This is a genomic window from Streptomyces sp. NPDC001890 (assembly GCF_042891445.1).
In the GTDB taxonomy this organism is placed as follows: domain Bacteria; phylum Actinomycetota; class Actinomycetes; order Streptomycetales; family Streptomycetaceae; genus Streptomyces.
Map to the genome: position 1 here is coordinate 47,186 of NZ_JBIATE010000019.1, position 16,790 is coordinate 63,975.

Below are 16,790 nucleotides of genomic sequence, written 5' to 3' on the forward strand. Positions count from 1 at the left end.
GCTGCAGGACGGATGAGTCTGCCCGGCAGGGTCGGAATCCCCGAACTCGCTTGAAACAACCGTACGTTGTCCCGTCCTCCGGTACGAACGTCTCGACTTCGCGCCGCATCACCTCCGCTGTCACTCCTTGTGCACGCATGGCGGCGGTGCGTGCAAAAACTCGTGAGTGTATTACCGCTGGAGCGCTCGCGCAGGGGGTTGGGTGAATGTGCCGAAGCACTGATTCGATCTGACTAAGCTCACGCGCAGTGAAGTCGAGTTGATATGAATTCGAGCGCTTGTTCCCGACTGTCCTGCAAGCGTGCATACCTCCCGAATCAACCGCCAGAGGTCTTAGATGGTTCGTGTTGAATCACCGCCGATCGACCGAGAACCCTCCGTCGCTCGCGCCGTGCTGCTGCCCGTGTTCCTGATGGGCGGCGCTACCGCCGCCGCGGCGGCACTGGTTTCCACGGCCGCGCGGATACCAGCCGTCTGGTGCGGTGCCGTCGCCACCGTGGTGGTAGCCGCCCTGAGCGTCCAACTCGCCCGCCGGGCACGCGAAATGCGTACCCAGCGCGCGGTGTACGAACGGCGCTTCGCCGACCTGGAGCGGCGCATCGCCACTCATGACGACGAGACCGTACGGATCAGCAAGGAGCTCCTGCCGGCCGCCATCCACCGGCTGCGCGTGGGCAATTCGCCCGAAGAGGTGCTCCGCGACGTCGTCGACGCGGACGAGTTGTACCGCGACCTGCCCGACGCCCAGCGCACCCTCGTCTACACGGTGCTGCGCATCATCGACAACGAGGAGGCGATGCGTGACTCCGCGCAGCGCGCCTTCGTCAACGTCGCCCGGCGCGTCCAGGCGATCGTCCACCGCCAGGCGAGTGAACTGCGCGAGATGGAGGAGCACCACGGGCGCAACCCCGACGTCTTCGACGACTTGCTCCGCATCGACCACGGCACCGCGCTGATCGGCCGCCTCGCCGACTCCATCGCGGTGCTCGGCGGCGCCCGGCCCAGCCGTCAGTGGCCCAAGCCCGTACCGCTGTTCAGCGTGTTGCGCGGCGCCATGTCGCGGATCCTGGAGTACCCCCGCGTCGATCTGCACTCGATCGCCAAGGTCGCCATCATCGGCACCGCCGTCGAGCCGCTCATCCACGCCTGTGCCGAACTCCTCGACAACGCCACCCGTTACTCGCCCCCGCAGACCCGGGTGCACGTCACCGCCGTCGAGGTCCAGACCGGCATCGCCATCGAGATCGAGGACGGCGGCGTCTCGCTCAGCGAGGAGGCCCGCTCGCGGGCCGAGAACATGCTCGCCAGGGCCCAGGCCGGCTCCAACATGAACGACCTCGGCGAGTCCCCGCGCCTCGGCATGGCCGTCGTCGGCCGGCTCTCGCGGATGTACGACCTCCAGGTCTCGCTGCGACAGTCCGCGTACGGCGGCGTCCGCGCCGTGCTCATCGTGCCCCGCGCCATGATCACCACCGGACCCGCTCCCGGCATCGCCCACGGCATCGGCGCCACTTCGAGGCCCACCAGCGACATCGACCAGGAGGCGATGAAGCACGTCGTGCCGGCCCGCCGCCGCAAGCCCCGTACCCCCGTGGCCCAGCGACCCGCCACCGGGCCGGTCGCACCCGCCACCCGGCCGGTCCTCCCCGCAGCCGCCATGGAGGACGACGTCCCCGTGGTGACCGAATGGACCGCGGGCGGGCTCCCGCAGCGCCGCAGCCGCGGCAGGGCGCCTCTCGGCTCGCACAACCTTCCGGCCCAGCCCGCCGACCCCACCGCGGGCCAGCGCAACGGCTACACCAACGGCCACACCAACGGGCACGGGCCCGGCGGATCCGGCGGCAAGGAACAGCCGCCCGGGCTCTGGCTGGAGGCCTTCACCAACGCGGTCAACGGTGTGCCGCAGGACCCGAAGACCGACGAAGACTCTGACGATGCGTGGGACAAGGGAGACCTGAAGTGATCCAGCAGCGGGGAAACATGGACTGGATGCTCAAGGAACTGGCCGACGACGTACCGGACATCCACCAGATCGTGGTGCTCTCCGCCGACGGTCTGCGCATCGCCCGGCACGGCGGCGATCCCGATGTCGCCGACCGCCTCGCGGCGGCCTGTGCCGGACTGCAGAGCCTGGCCGCCGCCGTCGCCTCCGAGATCCCCTACAGCGACGGGCTCATGCGGCTGGTCGTCATCGAGGTCACCGGCGGCTTCTTCTACCTGATGGCTGCCGGGACGGGCGCGTACCTCGCGGTGCTCGCCGGTGAGACGGTCGACGCGGGGCTCGTCGGATCGCGGATGCGTGACATGGTCGTCAGGATCGGCGCCCACCTGACGAGTCCGCCGCGCCATGACGGGCAGGCCGGATGAACTCTCCCCGACGAGAACGCCGAAAAGCCGATCCGGCGCTGAGCGATCCGGAACGGCTGTACGTGATCAGCGGCGATCCCGACGGCAGCGAGAGGGCGCAGCTCGACCTGGTCACGATGATCGTCGCCCAGGCAGAGCCGTCACCGACGGTCCAGCCCGAGCAGGCCGTGATCCTGCGGCTCTGCCAGGCACCGTTATCCGTCGCCGAGATCTCGGCATACCTCGGTCTGCCCTTCAGCGTGGTGACCTCGCTCCTCACCGAACTCCTCGCTGCCGAGCTCATCGAATCGCGCGCACCCATCGTCCGCGCCACTCTCCCGGACAGGTCCCTTCTCGAAGCGGTGATGCATGGACTTCAGAAGCTCTGACACGATCACCGGCCCCCGGCGCGAGGACGTCCTTCCCACCACGGCGACAGCCGCGGTGAAGGTCGTGATCGTCGGCGGGTTCGGGGTCGGCAAGACGACCATGGTCGGTTCCGTCAGCGAGATCCGGCCGCTGACCACCGAGGAGACCATGACCCAGGCCGGTGTCGGCGTGGACGACAACTTCGGGGTGGAGAGCAAGACCGCCACCACCGTCGCCATGGACTTCGGCCGGATCTCCATCAGTGAGGAGCTGATCCTCTACCTGTTCGGCACCCCGGGCCAGGAACGGTTCTGGTTCCTGTGGAACGGCCTGTTCGAAGGTGCCCTCGGCGCGGTGGTCCTCGTCGACACCCGGCGTCTCGAAGTCAGCTTCGACGTCATCGGGAGACTGGAGGAGCGCGGCGTGCCGTTCGTCGTCGCCGTCAACACCTTCCCCGGTGCCCCGAAACACCCCGTCGAGGCGTTGCGGAGCGCCCTGGACCTCCCCGACGAGGTCCCGATGATCGACTGCGACGCCCGGCTGCGCGGTTCCAGCCGCGATGTGCTGATGACCCTGATGCGCTATCTGCACAGTCTGGCCCTCCCGCTCGCCTGACCGCAGCACCACCACCCTCCCTCGCGCGTCCCCGTCCGTCCGGTACTTGGCCTGATCCCTGGAGCGATCGTGACAACCCCATTCCACTACGAGCCCGGAGCGGCCCCCGGGCCGGTTCCGCCCCCCGAATGCCCGGCCCACGGCCTCGGCATCGGCCCCGGCGGAGTGCACCGGTTCTACGGCCCGGAGGCCGAACGGGACCCCCACGGGCTCTACGACAAGCTGCGGGCCGAACACGGCACCGTGGCCCCCGTGTTGCTGCACGGGGACGTACCCGCCTGGCTGGTCCTCGGACACAGCGAGAACCTGCACATGACCCGCACCCCCTCGCAGTTCTCCCGTGACTCCCGGCGGTGGCGGGCCCTGCAGGACGGCAGCGTCGCCCCGGACCACCCGCTGGCCCCGATCTTCACCTGGCAGCCGGTGTGCGTGTTCGCCGACGGGGCCACCCATGAGCGTCTGCGCGGCGCGGTCACCGACAGCATGGGCCGGATCGACACCCGCGGTGTCCGCCGCCACGTCAACCGCTACAGCAACCGGCTCGTCAACGACTTCTGCCAGCAGGGCCGCGTCGACCTGGTCGCCCAGTTCGCCGATCGGCTGCCGATGATGGTGATGTGCGCGATCATCGGCATGCCCGAGGAGTACAACGACCGGATGGTCCAGGCCGCCCGCGACATGATCCGCGGCACGGCCACCGCCGTCGCGAGCAACGCCTATGTGCTCGACGCGCTGACCCGGCTCGTCCAACGCCGCCGGCGCGAACCCGCGGACGACTTCGCCACCTGGCTCACCGAGCATCCCGCAGGGCTGAACGACACGGAGGTCAGCGAGCATCTCCGGCTGATCCTCATCGCCTCCTACGAGGCGACCGCCAACCTGATCGCCAACGTCCTGCGGATGGTGCTCACCGATCCGCGATTCCGGGCCAGGCTCAGCGGCGGTCACATGACGGTGCCCGAGGCGGTCGAGCAGACGCTGTGGGACGAGCCGCCGTTCACCGCGGTCTTCGGCCGCTGGGCGGTCGGTGACACCGAACTCGGCGGCAAGCAGATCAAGGCTGGCGACGCGCTGATCGTCGGCATCGCACCGGCCAACTCCGACCCGGTGGTCCGGCCCGATCTGGGCTCCGACATGGCGGGCAACCGCGCCCACCTCGCCTTCAGCGGCGGCCCCCACGAATGCCCCGGACAGGACATCGGACGGGCCATCGCGGACGTCGGTGTGGACGCCCTGCTGATGCGGCTGCCCGACCTCGAACTCGCCGTCGAGGAGAGCGAGCTGAGCTGGGTCGGCAACATCATGAGCCGGCACCTGGTGGAACTGCCGGCCGACTTCGCCGCCCGCCCGCCGCAGGACGACAAGGAACCGCCGTCCATGGGCAGGCCCAACCTGCCGCGCCAGGACTGGGAGGTCCAGTCGACGGTCCGGCACACCGCACCCACACCCGGACGTGTCTCGGCCACCATCCCGATGGGTACGACATCCACGGCCACCGCCGTCGACGACTCCGGGAGCCCCGCCCCGACCGCCGTGGGCGGGATCCCGCAGCAGCACGGCGGATCCGCACCGGCGAGGCTGTGGCGGGCCGTCTCCCGATGGTGGAGCGGCAACTGACCCGGCACACCCCTCGGGAATCAAGGCGGCACCGGCGTACGGCCCGGCGGCGGAGGACCTCCCGGTCCGCGGCCACCGGGCCGTACGCCGTACCCGGCCACCGGGTGAACGCCGCCGCCCGAGGTCGCTCGGCCCGGGACCGGGCCCGCCCCCGTACCATGCACAAGCGTGAAGCTGACAATTCTGGGCGGCGGCGGATTCCGGGTTCCACTCGTGTACGGGGCGCTGCTCGCCGATCACGCCGAAGGCCGCGTGTCCGCGGTCACCCTCTACGACACCGACGCCGACCGGCTCACCGCCGTCGCCCGGGTGCTCGGCGAACAGGCCGCCGGCATCCCGGACGCACCCACCGTCACCGCCACCACCGAGCTCGACGAAGCGCTGCGCGGCGCCGACTTCGTCTTCTCGGCGATCCGCGTCGGCGGCCTCGAAGGCCGGGCGGCCGACGAACGGGTCGCCCTCGACGAGGGCGTACTCGGCCAGGAGACCGTCGGCGCGGGCGGCATCGCGTACGGACTGCGCACCGTGCCCGTCGCCGTCGGCCTCGCCCGGCGCATCGCGCGGCTCGCCCCCGAGGCCTGGGTCATCAACTTCACCAACCCGGCGGGCCTGGTCACCGAGGCCATGTCCCACCACCTGGGCGACCGGGTCATCGGCATCTGCGACTCGCCGGTGGGGCTCGGCCGTCGCATCGCCCGGGTGCTCGGCGCCGACCCCGACCGGGCCCGGATCGACTACGTCGGGCTCAACCATCTGGGCTGGGTCCGCGGACTGTACGTCGACGGCCGGGACGAACTCCCGAGGCTGCTCGCGGACCCGGAACTCCTCGGCTCCTTCGAGGAGGGCAGGCTCTTCGGCACCGACTGGCTGCGGTCGCTGGGCGCCGTCCCCAACGAGTACCTGCACTACTACTACTTCAACCGGGAAGCGGTCCGCGCCTACCAGGACGCCGAACAGACCCGCGGCGCCTTCCTCCGGGAGCAGCAGGAGGGTTTCTACGCCCGGATGAAGGACCCCGCCACCCCCGCCCTGTCCGCCTGGGACCGCACCCGCGCCGAGCGCGAAGCCACCTACATGTCGGAGAACCGGGAGGTCGCCGGGGTCGGCGAGCGGGACGAGAGCGATCTGGAGTCCGGCGGCTACGAGCAGGTGGCGCTCGCCCTCATGCGGGCCGTCGCCCGCAATGAACGGACCTCGCTCATCCTCAACGTCCGCAACCGCACGACGCTCCCGGTGCTCGACGCGGACGCCGTCATCGAGGTGCCGTGCCTGGTCGACGCCAATGGCGCCCACCCGGTCGCCGTCGACCCGCTGCCGTACCACGCCGTCGGGCTGGTCACCGCGGTCAAGGCCGTCGAACGCGCCGTGCTGGACGCGGCGGCGAGCGGCTCCCGCAGCGCCGCCGTGAAGGCATTCGCCCTGCACCCGCTGGTCGACTCGGTGACCGTGGCCGGGCGCCTCGTCGACGGCTACATCAAGGTCCATCCCCAACTCGCCTATCTGAACCGTCCGTAGCGGTTCCGGAGCTATTGCGGTTTCGCGGACTCCGTTCCCGAGGAGCGGAGTTCGCTGCTGAGCAGGAGGTGGAGCTGGGCGTCCAGCCACGCCTCGGTACGGGCCGCGAGGGCCTCCTCGGCCGACCGGGCCCCGTCGTCCAGTGCCGCGACGAAGGCGCGCAGCAGCGTCGCTCCACGCGTCAGGCCGGTGCGGGCCAGCGCGGTCGCCGCCTCGTCGATCCGGGCGCGGGCGGGGACGTTCAGATGACGCAGCCCACTGTGCGGCACCGCCGACATGGCGGATATCGCCTCCTCCAGCGCCGCCGTCAGCGGATCGGACGGCCGTCGCACGACCGCCGCCAGGGCCGCGGAACCGTCACCGGCGGCGAGATCGGGCACGACCGTCCCCGCCGGGGTGAGCACCCCGAGCGGATCGATCCGCACACCACCGCCGGAGCGGTGCAGCGAACCGCTGATGTGCGTGGCGCCGCCCTCCAGCGCATCGGCCAGGGCGTCCAGCGCACCGGGGCACTCCGGGCGGTACTCCGATGCCACCAGCGCCCGCCCGCCCGACGCGTCGCGCACCACGGCCTCCAGCCGCTGCTCGGCGGGGTCGTATCCGACGCTCTCCACCTCGGACAGCGCGACGACATGGACGGCCTCCGCCTCGACCCGCGGCCGGATCAGCCGCGGCGGCCTGCTGCTCCAGCCTTCCGTCAGGGCGGTCAGATCCCGTACCAGCAACGGCTCGGGAAGTTCCGTCCAGGCGGCGCCGACCGGGGTGATGGTCGTCGCGCCGAGCCGGCCCCTGGCGACCGTCAGCGCATGGCTCGGGGTGCGCCGGACGCTCTCGCTGACCAGGCTTCCGGTGGCCAGCGAGCCCAGCGGGGTGGCGAGTATCCGACGGGTGGCCAGCCGGTGCGCGGAGAGCTCCTTGCCGTCGGGGGCCGTCCAGGTCTTGCGCAGTACGAGGACGGTGCCCGCGCCGGGGTGGGCGAAGTACACCTCGGAGACCAGGGACTGTGCGGTGCCGTGGACGCGGCAGCCGAGCGAGACCAGCCGGACCCGGCGCAGCGGGGTGTCCCCGGCCTCGCGGCTGCCGAGCACGCCCGGATGCCCGGCGGCCCGCCGCCGGGCGTGCACCTCGGTGAGCAGGGCCGCGACCGACTCCGGACGGTACCGGGCGGTGCGGTCGGCGTACGCCGTGAGCTGGTCGGTCAGCTCCGCGATCGCGCCCGCCGGCCAGTGCATCGACCCGGCGGTCAGCGCGGCACCGGCGCGCGCGAGGGCTCCGCCGTGCACGGGTCCGACATGGGCCACGCCCTCCGCCAGCAGCTCGTCCGCCAGCGCGAGGGCCGCGTCGAGCGCGGGCACCGCCGTGGACGGCGCGGCGGCACGGCCGCCGACCTGGACGGGTACGGAACGCTCGTCGGTGTCCATGGCGTCGGCGGCCCGGAACGCCCATACCGCGAGCGCCAGCACCTCACCGCGCAGCGCGGCGGCCGCGTCCGTCAACGCGTAGGCGATCTCGCCGGGGACCGGGAAACGCACCGTGCAGGTGGGGAGCTCGACCCGGGGCTCGGGGTGATCGGGGGACGGGCGGTGCACGACGGCGGCATAACCCCGGTCGAAGACGCGCCGTGCCGAGGCGACCGGACGGGTGCCGGCGGCGTCGGTGAGCGCGTCGTCGTCGGTGCTGCCCGGGGACCAGTCGGTGAACGCGGCGGGGGCGCTGTCCGGACCGGCCTCGGCACCGCGCTGATGGGCCAGGACCAGGGCGATGAGATGGCGGCACACGCCCGGTGCGGCGCAGCTGCAGTCGCCCTCGTCCAGACCGGTGCCGGGCGGCAGCGACGTGGTGGTGCCGTCGTCGAACCTGGCTCGCACCGTGGTGTCCGGATCGGTCGTGAGCACGGGCACCGTCCCCGCGTCCAGCTCCTTCGTGGCACGTTTGACCAGGCCGCGGTTGGCGAGCGCCGCGAGCGTATCGGGAGTGAGGGCGAGCAGATCGGGGCGCACGGCCGCGCTGCTCTCCGTGGTGGTCGTCGGCCCGGTCATCGGCCCAGCCTCTCGGCGACGAATTCGGCGAGCCGGCCCGGCGTCATCGCCCCGACGTGGGCCCCGGCCGCGGCAAGCTTCCCGGCCGTCACCCGGTCGTACTCCGGGTCGGCGTCCTCGTCGAGCGCGGCCAGCCCCAGCACGGTCGAGCCCTGCTCCACCAGCCCCCGCACCGCCCGCACCAGCCGGTACGGGTCGCCGCCCTCGTAGAAGTCGGTGATCAGCGCGACGACGGTGCGCCGCGGGTTCTCCACGAGACCCGCGCCGTACTCCACGGCCCGCGCGATGTCGGTGCCGCCGCCCAGCTGGACCCGCATCAGCAGTTCCACCGGGTCGGTCACGTCGGCGGTCAGGTCCACCACCTGGGTGTCGAAGGCGACCAGATGTGTCTTGAGACCGGGCAGGCCCCACAGACACGCGGCGGTCACCGCGGAGTGGATGACCGATCCGGCCATCGAGCCCGACTGGTCGACCAGCAGGATCAGCTGCCACTGCGTCACATGGCGTCGGGTGCGGGAGTGGAAGTGGGCGCGCTCGATGAGCAGGCGCCGTTCGGCCGGCTGGTAGTGGGCGAGGTTGGCCTTCACGGTCTGCCGGAAGTCGAAGTTCCTCGCCAGCGGGACCCGGCTGGGCCTGCGGGAGCGGGTGCCGTGGAACGCCCGGCGGATCTCCGGCTGAAGCCGGGCCAGGAGCTGTTTCACCACCGACTCGACGATGCGCCGGGCCAGCCGCAACACCTGTGGGTTCATCAGATGCTTGGTGCGCAGCACGGCGCGCAGCAGCGTCTGGCTCGGCTCGACCCGCTCCAGCACCGCGGGGTCGGTGACGATCTCCTGGATGCCGTACTTCTCGACGGCGTCCCTTTCCAGGCGTTCGATGGTCTCCTTCGGGAAGAGCCGGTGGATGTCGTCGAGCCAGTCGACAGCGGTCACCGGTGACGGTCCGTCGCCGCCCGTCCGGGGAGCAGAACCGGAACGGCGCACCCCTCGGCGGGTGAGCTCGGGGTCGCGGCCGTAGAGCCAGTCGAGCGCGGCGTCCCGGCCGGCGTCGGCCGGGCCCAGCTGCCCGGTGTGCTGCTCGGCGGCGGCGCCGAGGACCAGCCGCCAGCGTTCCAGCCCTGCGTCGGGGGCCGTGCCGGTAGCCTCCTCGGGCCCCGGTGCCCGGCCGGGTGCCTGTTCGGGCGTGGTCATGGGGTGGCTTCCAGTTCGTAGCGGGCCAGCAGTCGGGACACGGACTCCTCCAGCGCGCGGGCCCGGGCGATCAGCAGGGGGTCCGCGGTGGTCCGCAGCAGGGAACGCGAGGAGCCGCGCACCCCGCGCCGTTCCAGCAGACGGGCGGCGATCCGGTCCCGCTCGCGCGGCGGGAAGAACGCGAACGCCTGACGCAGCGCGGGCAGTCCGGACAGGAACTCGTCGTCGGACAACGCACCGACCAGGCCGTCCAGCACATCGATCAGCGACTCGGCACCACCGCCCGGTCCGTCGTCGTCGCCCACCACACCCGTCACCTCGTCGCGGGCGAGCGCGAACAGCCCGGCCAGCCAGTCGCCGAGCGCATCCGCACCGGCCCTTGCCGCCGCACGCACCGCCTCGGCCGGATCCCCGGACGCGCCCGGGGATCCCGGGACCCGGCCGAGGGACCGGGCCAGCCCGAACATGCCCCCGCGCAGATCGACCGGCGCCTGAGGATCCTTTGAGATCCGCCGCGCGATCCCGGCCGTGACCTCCCGGGTGACGGAGAGCAACTCCGGCGCGTGCAGCACCGCGTCACGCACCGCGACCACGGCCCGCAGACGGGGGAAGTCCACTCCCGACGAGCCGCGCGCGCCCTCCAGCAGCCACAGCAGCCGCCCCGTCGCCCCGCCGATCACCGCCGCGAGCAGCGGACCGCGCGCCATACCGAACACCCGGTCGTGCCGCCACAGACCGAGAGCCGTGGCGAGTATCTCCCCGAGCGGGCCGCTGACCAGCAACTCGCTTACGCAGGAGGAGAGTTCGCCGAGCAGTTGCTCCGAGAAACCACCCATCCCGCACAGCACGGCGTCGAACAGCGCTTCCGCCAGACCGTCGGCATCCGGCGCGCCGCCCCGCGTCCGCGCGGTGAGGGCGACGGCCGCCGCCTCGGCCAGAGTGGCCCCGTACGCCCCGGCTTCCACCAGCGCGGCCTCGCGGCCCAGGGCGGACCGCGCCTCCCAGCGTTCGGTGAACACCGGGTCCACACCGTGCGCGGGACCGGCGGTCCGCTCCAGGCCGGGGATCTCCAGCACCCGCAGCCGGTGGAGCACCCGGCTCCGTTCCAGATCGGCGGCGTCCGTCAGGTCGAGGCGGTACGTCGCCTTCGGGCCGCCGTCCAGTCCCAGCGCGGCCAGCCGCGCCGCCACGTCGTGCACCAGGGGCGGCGCCGGGGTATCGGGATGGAGCCGCCCGACGCGGTCGCCGCCGCAGGCCGCGACCATCTCGACGACCGCGGGATGGGCACCCACCGTCAGCGTGCCGCGGCCCGTCCACGGCAGCGGCTGGTCCAGGTCGTCCGTGATCAGGGCGCCCGCCAGACCGTCCAGCACATCGATCCGGGCGGGGCCCGGATGGCCGCGCAGCGCCGTGAGCCCTTCGGCCAGGCTCCGGGCGGCGATCAGACCGGCGGTGGACACCGGGTACTTCCGGGCCCGCAGCCGCTCCACGACCACTCGGAGCAGGCCGTCCGCCGCGGCCTCGGGGCCCGCCTCCCACACCTGCTGGTAGTAGCCCGGCGACGGCATCCCCGACTGGTACCCGGCGAACGCGTCCAGCTTCCGGAAGGAGTACGGCACCAGGAAGCTCCCGGCCATGGCGTCGTCCGGCGGGGCGGGCACCACCGGCCACCCGTCCGCGCCGCGCTCCCAGCCGTCGTCGTCCGCTCCGTCCCGCGCACCGGACCCGGTGAGCGCACGGAGCGCCGGCTGGTGGAAGCCACCGGTGACCACCAGGACCGGCCGGTCCCCGGCCGCTTCCACCGCCGCCCGCACCCATGCGGCCATGTAGGTCTCCCGCGCCCGGTCGCCCGCGTCGGCCTCCGCGTCACCGCGCACCAGCGCGAAGTACGCGTCGAGCCGCTCGGCGAGACCGTCGTCCGGCTCGACCTCGAACAGGCGGTCCCACAGGGCGTCGGAGGAATCCACCGCGAACTGCCGGCACAGCCGCTCCGTCGCCTCCGCGTAGCGGGCCTCCGCGTCGGCGTAGCGGTTGGTGCGCTCGGCGAACGCCGGATGCCAGGCGGGCAGATCGATGAACCGGACCTCCGCCCCGGCCGCCCGTCCCGCCCGCAGCGCGACCCACTCCGGCGAGTAGTCGCACAGCGGGGCCCAGGACGTCGCGGCCCGCTGCCCGTCGCGGTAGTGGCTGAACACCGCGACCGGCAGCTCGTGCCCGAGCAGCAGCTCGTCCAGCCGGCCGTTCATCTCGGCGGGCCCCTCGATCAGCACCTGGGCGGGCCGGAGCTCCGCGACGGTCCGCTCGACGAGCCGTGCGCAGGCGGGGGAGTGGTGACGCACCCCCAGGAACACCGCGGACATCAGTCGGCCAGCAGATGGCGTGCGTCGTGCAGGGCCTTCCACTGCGGTCCGCGGCGGCGCGGCACCTGCTGCTCCAGATAGCGGCGCAGCCGGGCCAGGTCCTCCGGGCTGTCCTTCGCCGCGGTGCCCGCCAGGCACGCCACCACATCGGCGGCACTGCCCGGCTCGCCGCGCAGGAACCAGCCGCGCACTCCCACGGCGTGCGCGACGGACACGGCCTCCGCCGTACTCATCACCGCCGACGGACGGTCCGAACCCGTGCCGCCCTTCTCACCGGCCCCCGCACGCAGCTCCCGGAACGTCCCGACCAGGACCTCCAGCACATCCCGGTCCGGCGGCGGCTCCACCCCCGAGCGCCGCAGCAGGGTCGTCACCTCGGCCTCGACCAGGGCCAGTTCGGTGTCCAGGTCGGGGATCGGGAAGACCGTCTCGAAATTGAACCGCCGCTTGAGCGCCGCACTCATCTCGTTGACACCGCGGTCCCGGGTGTTGGCGGTGGCGATCACATTGAAGCCCTGCCGGGCGAAGACCATGCCGTCCGGCCCGGTCAGCTCGGGGATGGCCACCACCCGCTCGGAGAGCAGCGACAACAGCGAGTCCTGCACCTCCAGCGGACAGCGGGTGATCTCCTCGAACCGGACGAGCCTGCCCTCCGCCATGCCGCGCAGCATCGGGGCCGGTACGAGCGAGCGGGGAGAAGGCCCCTCCGCGACCAGCAGGGCGTAGTTCCAGCCGTACTTGATCTGGTCCTCGGTGGTGGCCGCGCCGCCCTGCACCGTCAGCGTCGAGTCGCCGCTGACCGCGGCCGCGATCAGTTCGGAGAGCAGCGACTTGGCGGTGCCCGGTTCGCCGACCAGCATCAGCCCGCGGCTCGTCGCCAGCGTCACCAGGGCCCGGTCGACCAGCGAGGGGTTGCCGACGAACTTCCGGCCGATGCCCGTGTCCGCGTCACCGATGATGAACCGGCGGGCCGCACGCAGGCTCAGTTCCCAGCCCGGCGGACGCGGATCACGGTCGTCCGCCCGCAGCGCCGCCAGCTCCTCGGCGTACCGCACCTCGGCCGGGGGCCGCTGCACCGGCTCCGCCCCGCCGCCCGGCGCTCCGGCACGGGTCTCCTCCCTCGTGGTCACGGCGCGACGCCCTCGGTGAGTTCGGCCAGGTCGCTCAGGAACTCGGACACGGTCACCGCGTCCAGTCCGGTGAAGCGGAGCTCGTATTCGGCACGGTTCCAGCGATGGTTGGGCCGGCTGCCGAGCCAGACCGTGTCCAGGGTCTGGTCGGGGAACATGTCGACCACGCCGACCGCGATGCCCGGGTCCAACGTGATCACGAGGTAGCAGTCGTCGCTCAGGCGCTTGGAGATCCAGCATTCCACCCCCGCGTCCTGCGGCGCGCCACGCTCCCAGCCTCGCCGCTGCAGTCCGAGAATCCTGCCGACCGGAACCTTGAGTCCCTCGAACCGGGTGAGCCGACCCCCGTCGGCCTCCTCCTCGGAGAGCGCGAGCACGCTCCGCCCGAGCTGCGCGAACGGCTGCAGGATCTCGTAGTCGGCGAACAGCTCCGACCAGGCTGCCAGTTCGTCGCCGAGGTGCAGCGGGTGCGCGAGCCGCACCGTCGCGTCATCGGACAGGACGAAGACGTCGTCCTCCGCGTCGGCGAACGTACGGTCCTCCGCCACCCGGAACGCGGTGCCCGTCCCGTCCTCCGTCCCGCTCAGCCACACCAGTCGGCGCACCAGGTGCCACAGCAGCGGATGACCGACGAACAGCTCCTGGAACTCCCGGGCCGTCCAGGAGCGCCCGGTCACCATCGCGGCCTCCAGACGCCGCACCTGGTCGGAGGCGATCGTCCGGACGTCCTTCTTGAGCGTCATGAACCGCTTGCGCTCCGCCGGGGCGAGCTCCTCGTCGTCGCGGGCGCCCGGCTTCGGCAGGTCCTTGCGGCGCTTGCCGTCACCGTCCAGCACGTACGGGCGCAACTGCTCGTCGAAACCGACCGTGAACGAACGGGGGCCGTAGTCGATGACCGTCGAACCGTCCGCCTCCAGCCCGAGGTCGGGCACGAGACGGTCGGAGAGCTGCTCCCCGGTCAGCCCCAGCCCCGCGGCCACCTCGGCGATCTTCTCCCCGGCCCGCACCTTCAGCGCCTTGAACTTCACCCGCTGCGAGATGCCGTGCAGATGCAGCAGCGCCACATCGGTGCCGATGGCGGCCAGCACGTCGAGCCCTTCGACGGCCCGGTGGTGCGCCGACTCACCGGGCCAGGACCGGATCAGCGGAGTGAGCCGGCGGACCGTCTCGTCGTCGCCCAGCAGCCCCAGCGCGTTCAGCGCCCATGACTCCTTCGCGGGCATGTTCGCCAGCCGCCACTGCTCGAACACGGCCCAGGCGAACTCGGCGAGCGAGGCGGCTTCGGCCGTTTCGGTCAGCGAGGAGATTCCCGGGTACACCTCACCGGGCTTGGACAGCGCCAGCATCGTCAGGGCGTGGCGCACCGCCGTCACCGGCAGCGCACCGCCGGACCGGACGACGACCTGCGGCAGCACCGCGGGCTCCGCCCAGCCCGGCAGCACCGGCATCCTGGCCGGCAGCGCCCGCTCCAGCGGGTCGGCGGCCAGCAACTCGTCCACCGCTGCCGCGGCCGGTGCACCGTACCCCCGGGCGGCCTCGCGCACCACGTCGTCGCCGTGCGTCGCGGCGATCGACGTCAGTGCCTGCTCGGCGGCGCTGCGTGCGGCGCCCGCCTTGCCCACGGCGGCCGGCACCAGGAGCGGGGCCGCCGCCGCACCGTGCCGGGCGAACCAGGCACGGGTGGTCACCGAGGTGGACTTGAGCCGGACGGACCAGTCCGCCATGTGCCGGGCGACGTCCGCATCGACGAACGGGAGCAGCAGCGGGGCGAGGGTGCTCGGCTGCCTGGGCACGGTGCGCAGCAGCAGCGGCAGCGCGGCCAGGCCGAATCGTGCGGCGACCGGCTTGAGCGTGTCCTCGCCGTCCCACAGATCGGTCGGGTGCCAGTTGTCGAGCAGCGGGGCGACCACTTCCTCGTCGCCGTGGACGAACAGCCACGCCGGTCGCAGATCTTCCGCGGCCGTGCCGTGACGCAGGACGTCGATGTACTCGTTCATGTCGCCGTTGTTGCGATTGCGCGTGTACCAGGAGGAGGCGGCCGCCCAGGCCTCCTGTTCCCCGGGCAGCCACTCCAGCGTGGGCTCGGAGACCGGGGTCAGCCCGGCCACGGGCTTGGCACTGGCGGTGGTGCGGGGCCGGGACCACGGCGGAGCCGTCAGCACGGCCGGCAGGGCGTCCACCGGTGCGTCGGCGATCAGGTTCACCGGATTGACCAGCGGTTCGACGATCTCCACGACCTCGGGGCCGAGTTCGCCGAGCGCCAGTGACACCACCTCGCGGTAGGCACCGACATGACTCCGGAGCAGTTGCAACGACTGGGAAGCCGCCGCCGAACCACCGGCCGACTCGGCGGCCAGCAGCCGGATCGCCCGCACCGGGTATCGGCGCATGGCTTCGAGGAGCGAGGGGCGGACGTGCTTGGAGTCCGCATGCGCCAGCAGGCCGAGGAAGGCCTTGTCCGTGGGCAGCTCCACCAGGGCCTCGGCGGCGAGCTTCACGCCGTCCGAGTAGTAGCGGTTGCCGTCGAGCGCGTCGGCCAGTGACTCGGCGATGACCGGGCCGACGCCCTCGGCGACCGTCGCGATGGTCGCGACACCGAGGGTGTGGTCCGGGCGGTAGGGCAACAGCGGCACCTGGTCGGGCGAGTACAGCGAGCTGAACACCATGGCGCGCAGCGTGCGGTCCTGCTCCGCGTGCACCGCCGGATCGGCGCAGAGCTCGTCGACCCAGTCGGTCTCGCCCGGAACCAGATAGGAGACGAGGATCCTGCGCAAGGTGTCGGTGCGGCACTCCGCCAGCGCCTCGACCGCCGCCCGGTACGTGGCCTCGTCGGCCGCGGCGAGCAGCGCACGGACCCGGTCGATCGGCGCTCGGTGGTGATGGGCCCAGTACGAGTGGCGCGGGCCCGGGAGCGCCATCAGCCGGGGCGCGCCCCGCTGGAGGCCGCTCTGCTGCCAGTTGGCGTCGACCGAGAACACCTCGGTCGCGGCCCGTGCGGCGAACACGAGGCCGTAGCGCTGCGACCAGAAGTCCGCCCACCCCGGAAGGTCGGCGATCGCGGTCAGCGCGGCCGCACCGGCCGGTGCGGGGTATCCGTCGAGGTGGGCGCGCAGTGCCTCGGCCACTGCCGCGTCCGACTGCGGCGAGTCGGCGAACTCCTCGATCCAGGACGCGTCCTCGGCGAGCCTGGTCTCGATCGCGGCGATCGCCTCCCGCCGCGGCTTGGACGGTTTGCGGGGGACTCCGCCGCGCCGCGGGTGGAGCACCCGCTTCCAGGCGTCGGGCAGGGTGAAGGTGTCCTCGTCGGGAAGCACGGGCGCGCCCGCGTCCGCGACCACGTCGGGGGCGGTCGCCGCGGTGGGGGAGGACGGGGCGGCGGGTGCCGAGGCGGACGCCTCGACCTCGCGGTACCCCTTCTTCTCCTTCTCCGCGATCGTCTTCACGACCTGGGCGGCAGCGGCCTCGGCCGACGCGTACTCCTTGGTCTGCGTACGTCCGTCGCTTCCGCACCGCCCATAGCGCACCGTCACCACGGCGCCCTCGGCCTCGGTCTCCCAGAACTTCGACGCAGTGCCCTCGACATACTCCCAGCGGCGCACAGCTCCGCCC

General features: G+C 72.5%; 11 protein-coding genes. 6 read left to right on the forward strand and 5 right to left on the reverse strand.

What is annotated here, in order from left to right; genetic code table 11:
- Positions 1-337 precede the first annotated feature (337 nt).
- The 6 genes from ACFYY1_RS32365 to ACFYY1_RS32390 all read left to right on the forward strand — a co-directional run bounded on the left by ACFYY1_RS32365 (position 338) and on the right by ACFYY1_RS32390 (position 6,462).
- On the forward strand, positions 338-1,963 hold the full coding sequence (locus tag ACFYY1_RS32365; protein WP_388591899.1) for a sensor histidine kinase: 1,626 nt from the start codon (positions 338-340) through the stop codon (positions 1,961-1,963).
- Positions 1,960-2,367 (forward strand): roadblock/LC7 domain-containing protein, encoded by a 408-nt coding sequence (locus tag ACFYY1_RS32370; protein WP_093896207.1) that lies wholly within the window; start codon positions 1,960-1,962, stop codon positions 2,365-2,367. Before ACFYY1_RS32365 ends, ACFYY1_RS32370 begins: the two co-directional genes overlap by 4 nt.
- On the forward strand, positions 2,364-2,735 hold the full coding sequence (locus ACFYY1_RS32375) for a DUF742 domain-containing protein (protein ID WP_351259810.1): 372 nt from the start codon (positions 2,364-2,366) through the stop codon (positions 2,733-2,735). Before ACFYY1_RS32370 ends, ACFYY1_RS32375 begins: the two co-directional genes overlap by 4 nt.
- Complete coding sequence (locus ACFYY1_RS32380; protein WP_358942663.1) at positions 2,716-3,330, forward strand: ATP/GTP-binding protein; 615 nt, start codon at positions 2,716-2,718, stop codon at positions 3,328-3,330. Before ACFYY1_RS32375 ends, ACFYY1_RS32380 begins: the two co-directional genes overlap by 20 nt.
- A 69-nt stretch (positions 3,331-3,399) precedes the next feature.
- Complete coding sequence (locus ACFYY1_RS32385; protein WP_388591902.1) at positions 3,400-4,947, forward strand: cytochrome P450; 1,548 nt, start codon at positions 3,400-3,402, stop codon at positions 4,945-4,947.
- 168 nt (positions 4,948-5,115) lie between these two features.
- The gene (locus tag ACFYY1_RS32390; protein ID WP_388591904.1) at positions 5,116-6,462 is read left to right on the forward strand and encodes a 6-phospho-beta-glucosidase; all 1,347 of its coding nucleotides are present in this window, start codon (positions 5,116-5,118) and stop codon (positions 6,460-6,462) included.
- A gap of 11 nt (positions 6,463-6,473) precedes the next feature.
- On the opposite strand, the gene ACFYY1_RS32395 is transcribed toward ACFYY1_RS32390, so the two are convergent.
- From ACFYY1_RS32395 to ACFYY1_RS32415, 5 genes are read right to left on the reverse strand one after another with little or no spacing between them, the layout of a single operon-like run.
- Entirely contained in the window at positions 6,474-8,501 is a 2,028-nt protein-coding gene (locus tag ACFYY1_RS32395; protein ID WP_388591906.1) for a hypothetical protein, read from the reverse strand.
- The gene (locus tag ACFYY1_RS32400) at positions 8,498-9,691 is read right to left on the reverse strand and encodes a VWA domain-containing protein (RefSeq protein ID WP_388591908.1); all 1,194 of its coding nucleotides are present in this window, start codon (positions 9,689-9,691) and stop codon (positions 8,498-8,500) included. The genes ACFYY1_RS32395 and ACFYY1_RS32400 overlap by 4 nt, the downstream gene beginning before the upstream one ends.
- Positions 9,688-12,051, reverse strand: coding sequence for a DUF5682 family protein (locus tag ACFYY1_RS32405; protein WP_388591910.1), 2,364 nt, complete (start codon positions 12,049-12,051; stop codon positions 9,688-9,690). The genes ACFYY1_RS32400 and ACFYY1_RS32405 overlap by 4 nt, the downstream gene beginning before the upstream one ends.
- On the reverse strand, positions 12,051-13,181 hold the full coding sequence (locus ACFYY1_RS32410) for an AAA family ATPase (protein WP_388591911.1): 1,131 nt from the start codon (positions 13,179-13,181) through the stop codon (positions 12,051-12,053). Before ACFYY1_RS32410 ends, ACFYY1_RS32405 begins: the two co-directional genes overlap by 1 nt.
- Complete coding sequence (locus ACFYY1_RS32415) at positions 13,178-16,780, reverse strand: DUF4132 domain-containing protein (RefSeq protein WP_388591913.1); 3,603 nt, start codon at positions 16,778-16,780, stop codon at positions 13,178-13,180. Before ACFYY1_RS32415 ends, ACFYY1_RS32410 begins: the two co-directional genes overlap by 4 nt.
- Positions 16,781-16,790: the final 10 nt, after the last annotated feature.

What these genes read in the sequence shown, in the direction of transcription:
- ACFYY1_RS32365 (WP_388591899.1), top strand. Translation starts at nt 338, where the DNA reads ATGGTTCGTGTTGAATCACCGCCGATCGACCGAGAACCCTCCGTCGCT.
- ACFYY1_RS32375 (WP_351259810.1), top strand. Translation starts at nt 2,364, where the DNA reads ATGAACTCTCCCCGACGAGAACGCCGAAAAGCCGATCCGGCGCTGAGC.
- ACFYY1_RS32380 (WP_358942663.1), top strand. Translation starts at nt 2,716, where the DNA reads ATGGACTTCAGAAGCTCTGACACGATCACCGGCCCCCGGCGCGAGGAC.
- ACFYY1_RS32395 (WP_388591906.1), bottom strand. Translation starts at nt 8,501, where the DNA reads ATGACCGGGCCGACGACCACCACGGAGAGCAGCGCGGCCGTGCGCCCC.
- ACFYY1_RS32400 (WP_388591908.1), bottom strand. Translation starts at nt 9,691, where the DNA reads ATGACCACGCCCGAACAGGCACCCGGCCGGGCACCGGGGCCCGAGGAG.
- ACFYY1_RS32405 (WP_388591910.1), bottom strand. Translation starts at nt 12,051, where the DNA reads ATGTCCGCGGTGTTCCTGGGGGTGCGTCACCACTCCCCCGCCTGCGCA.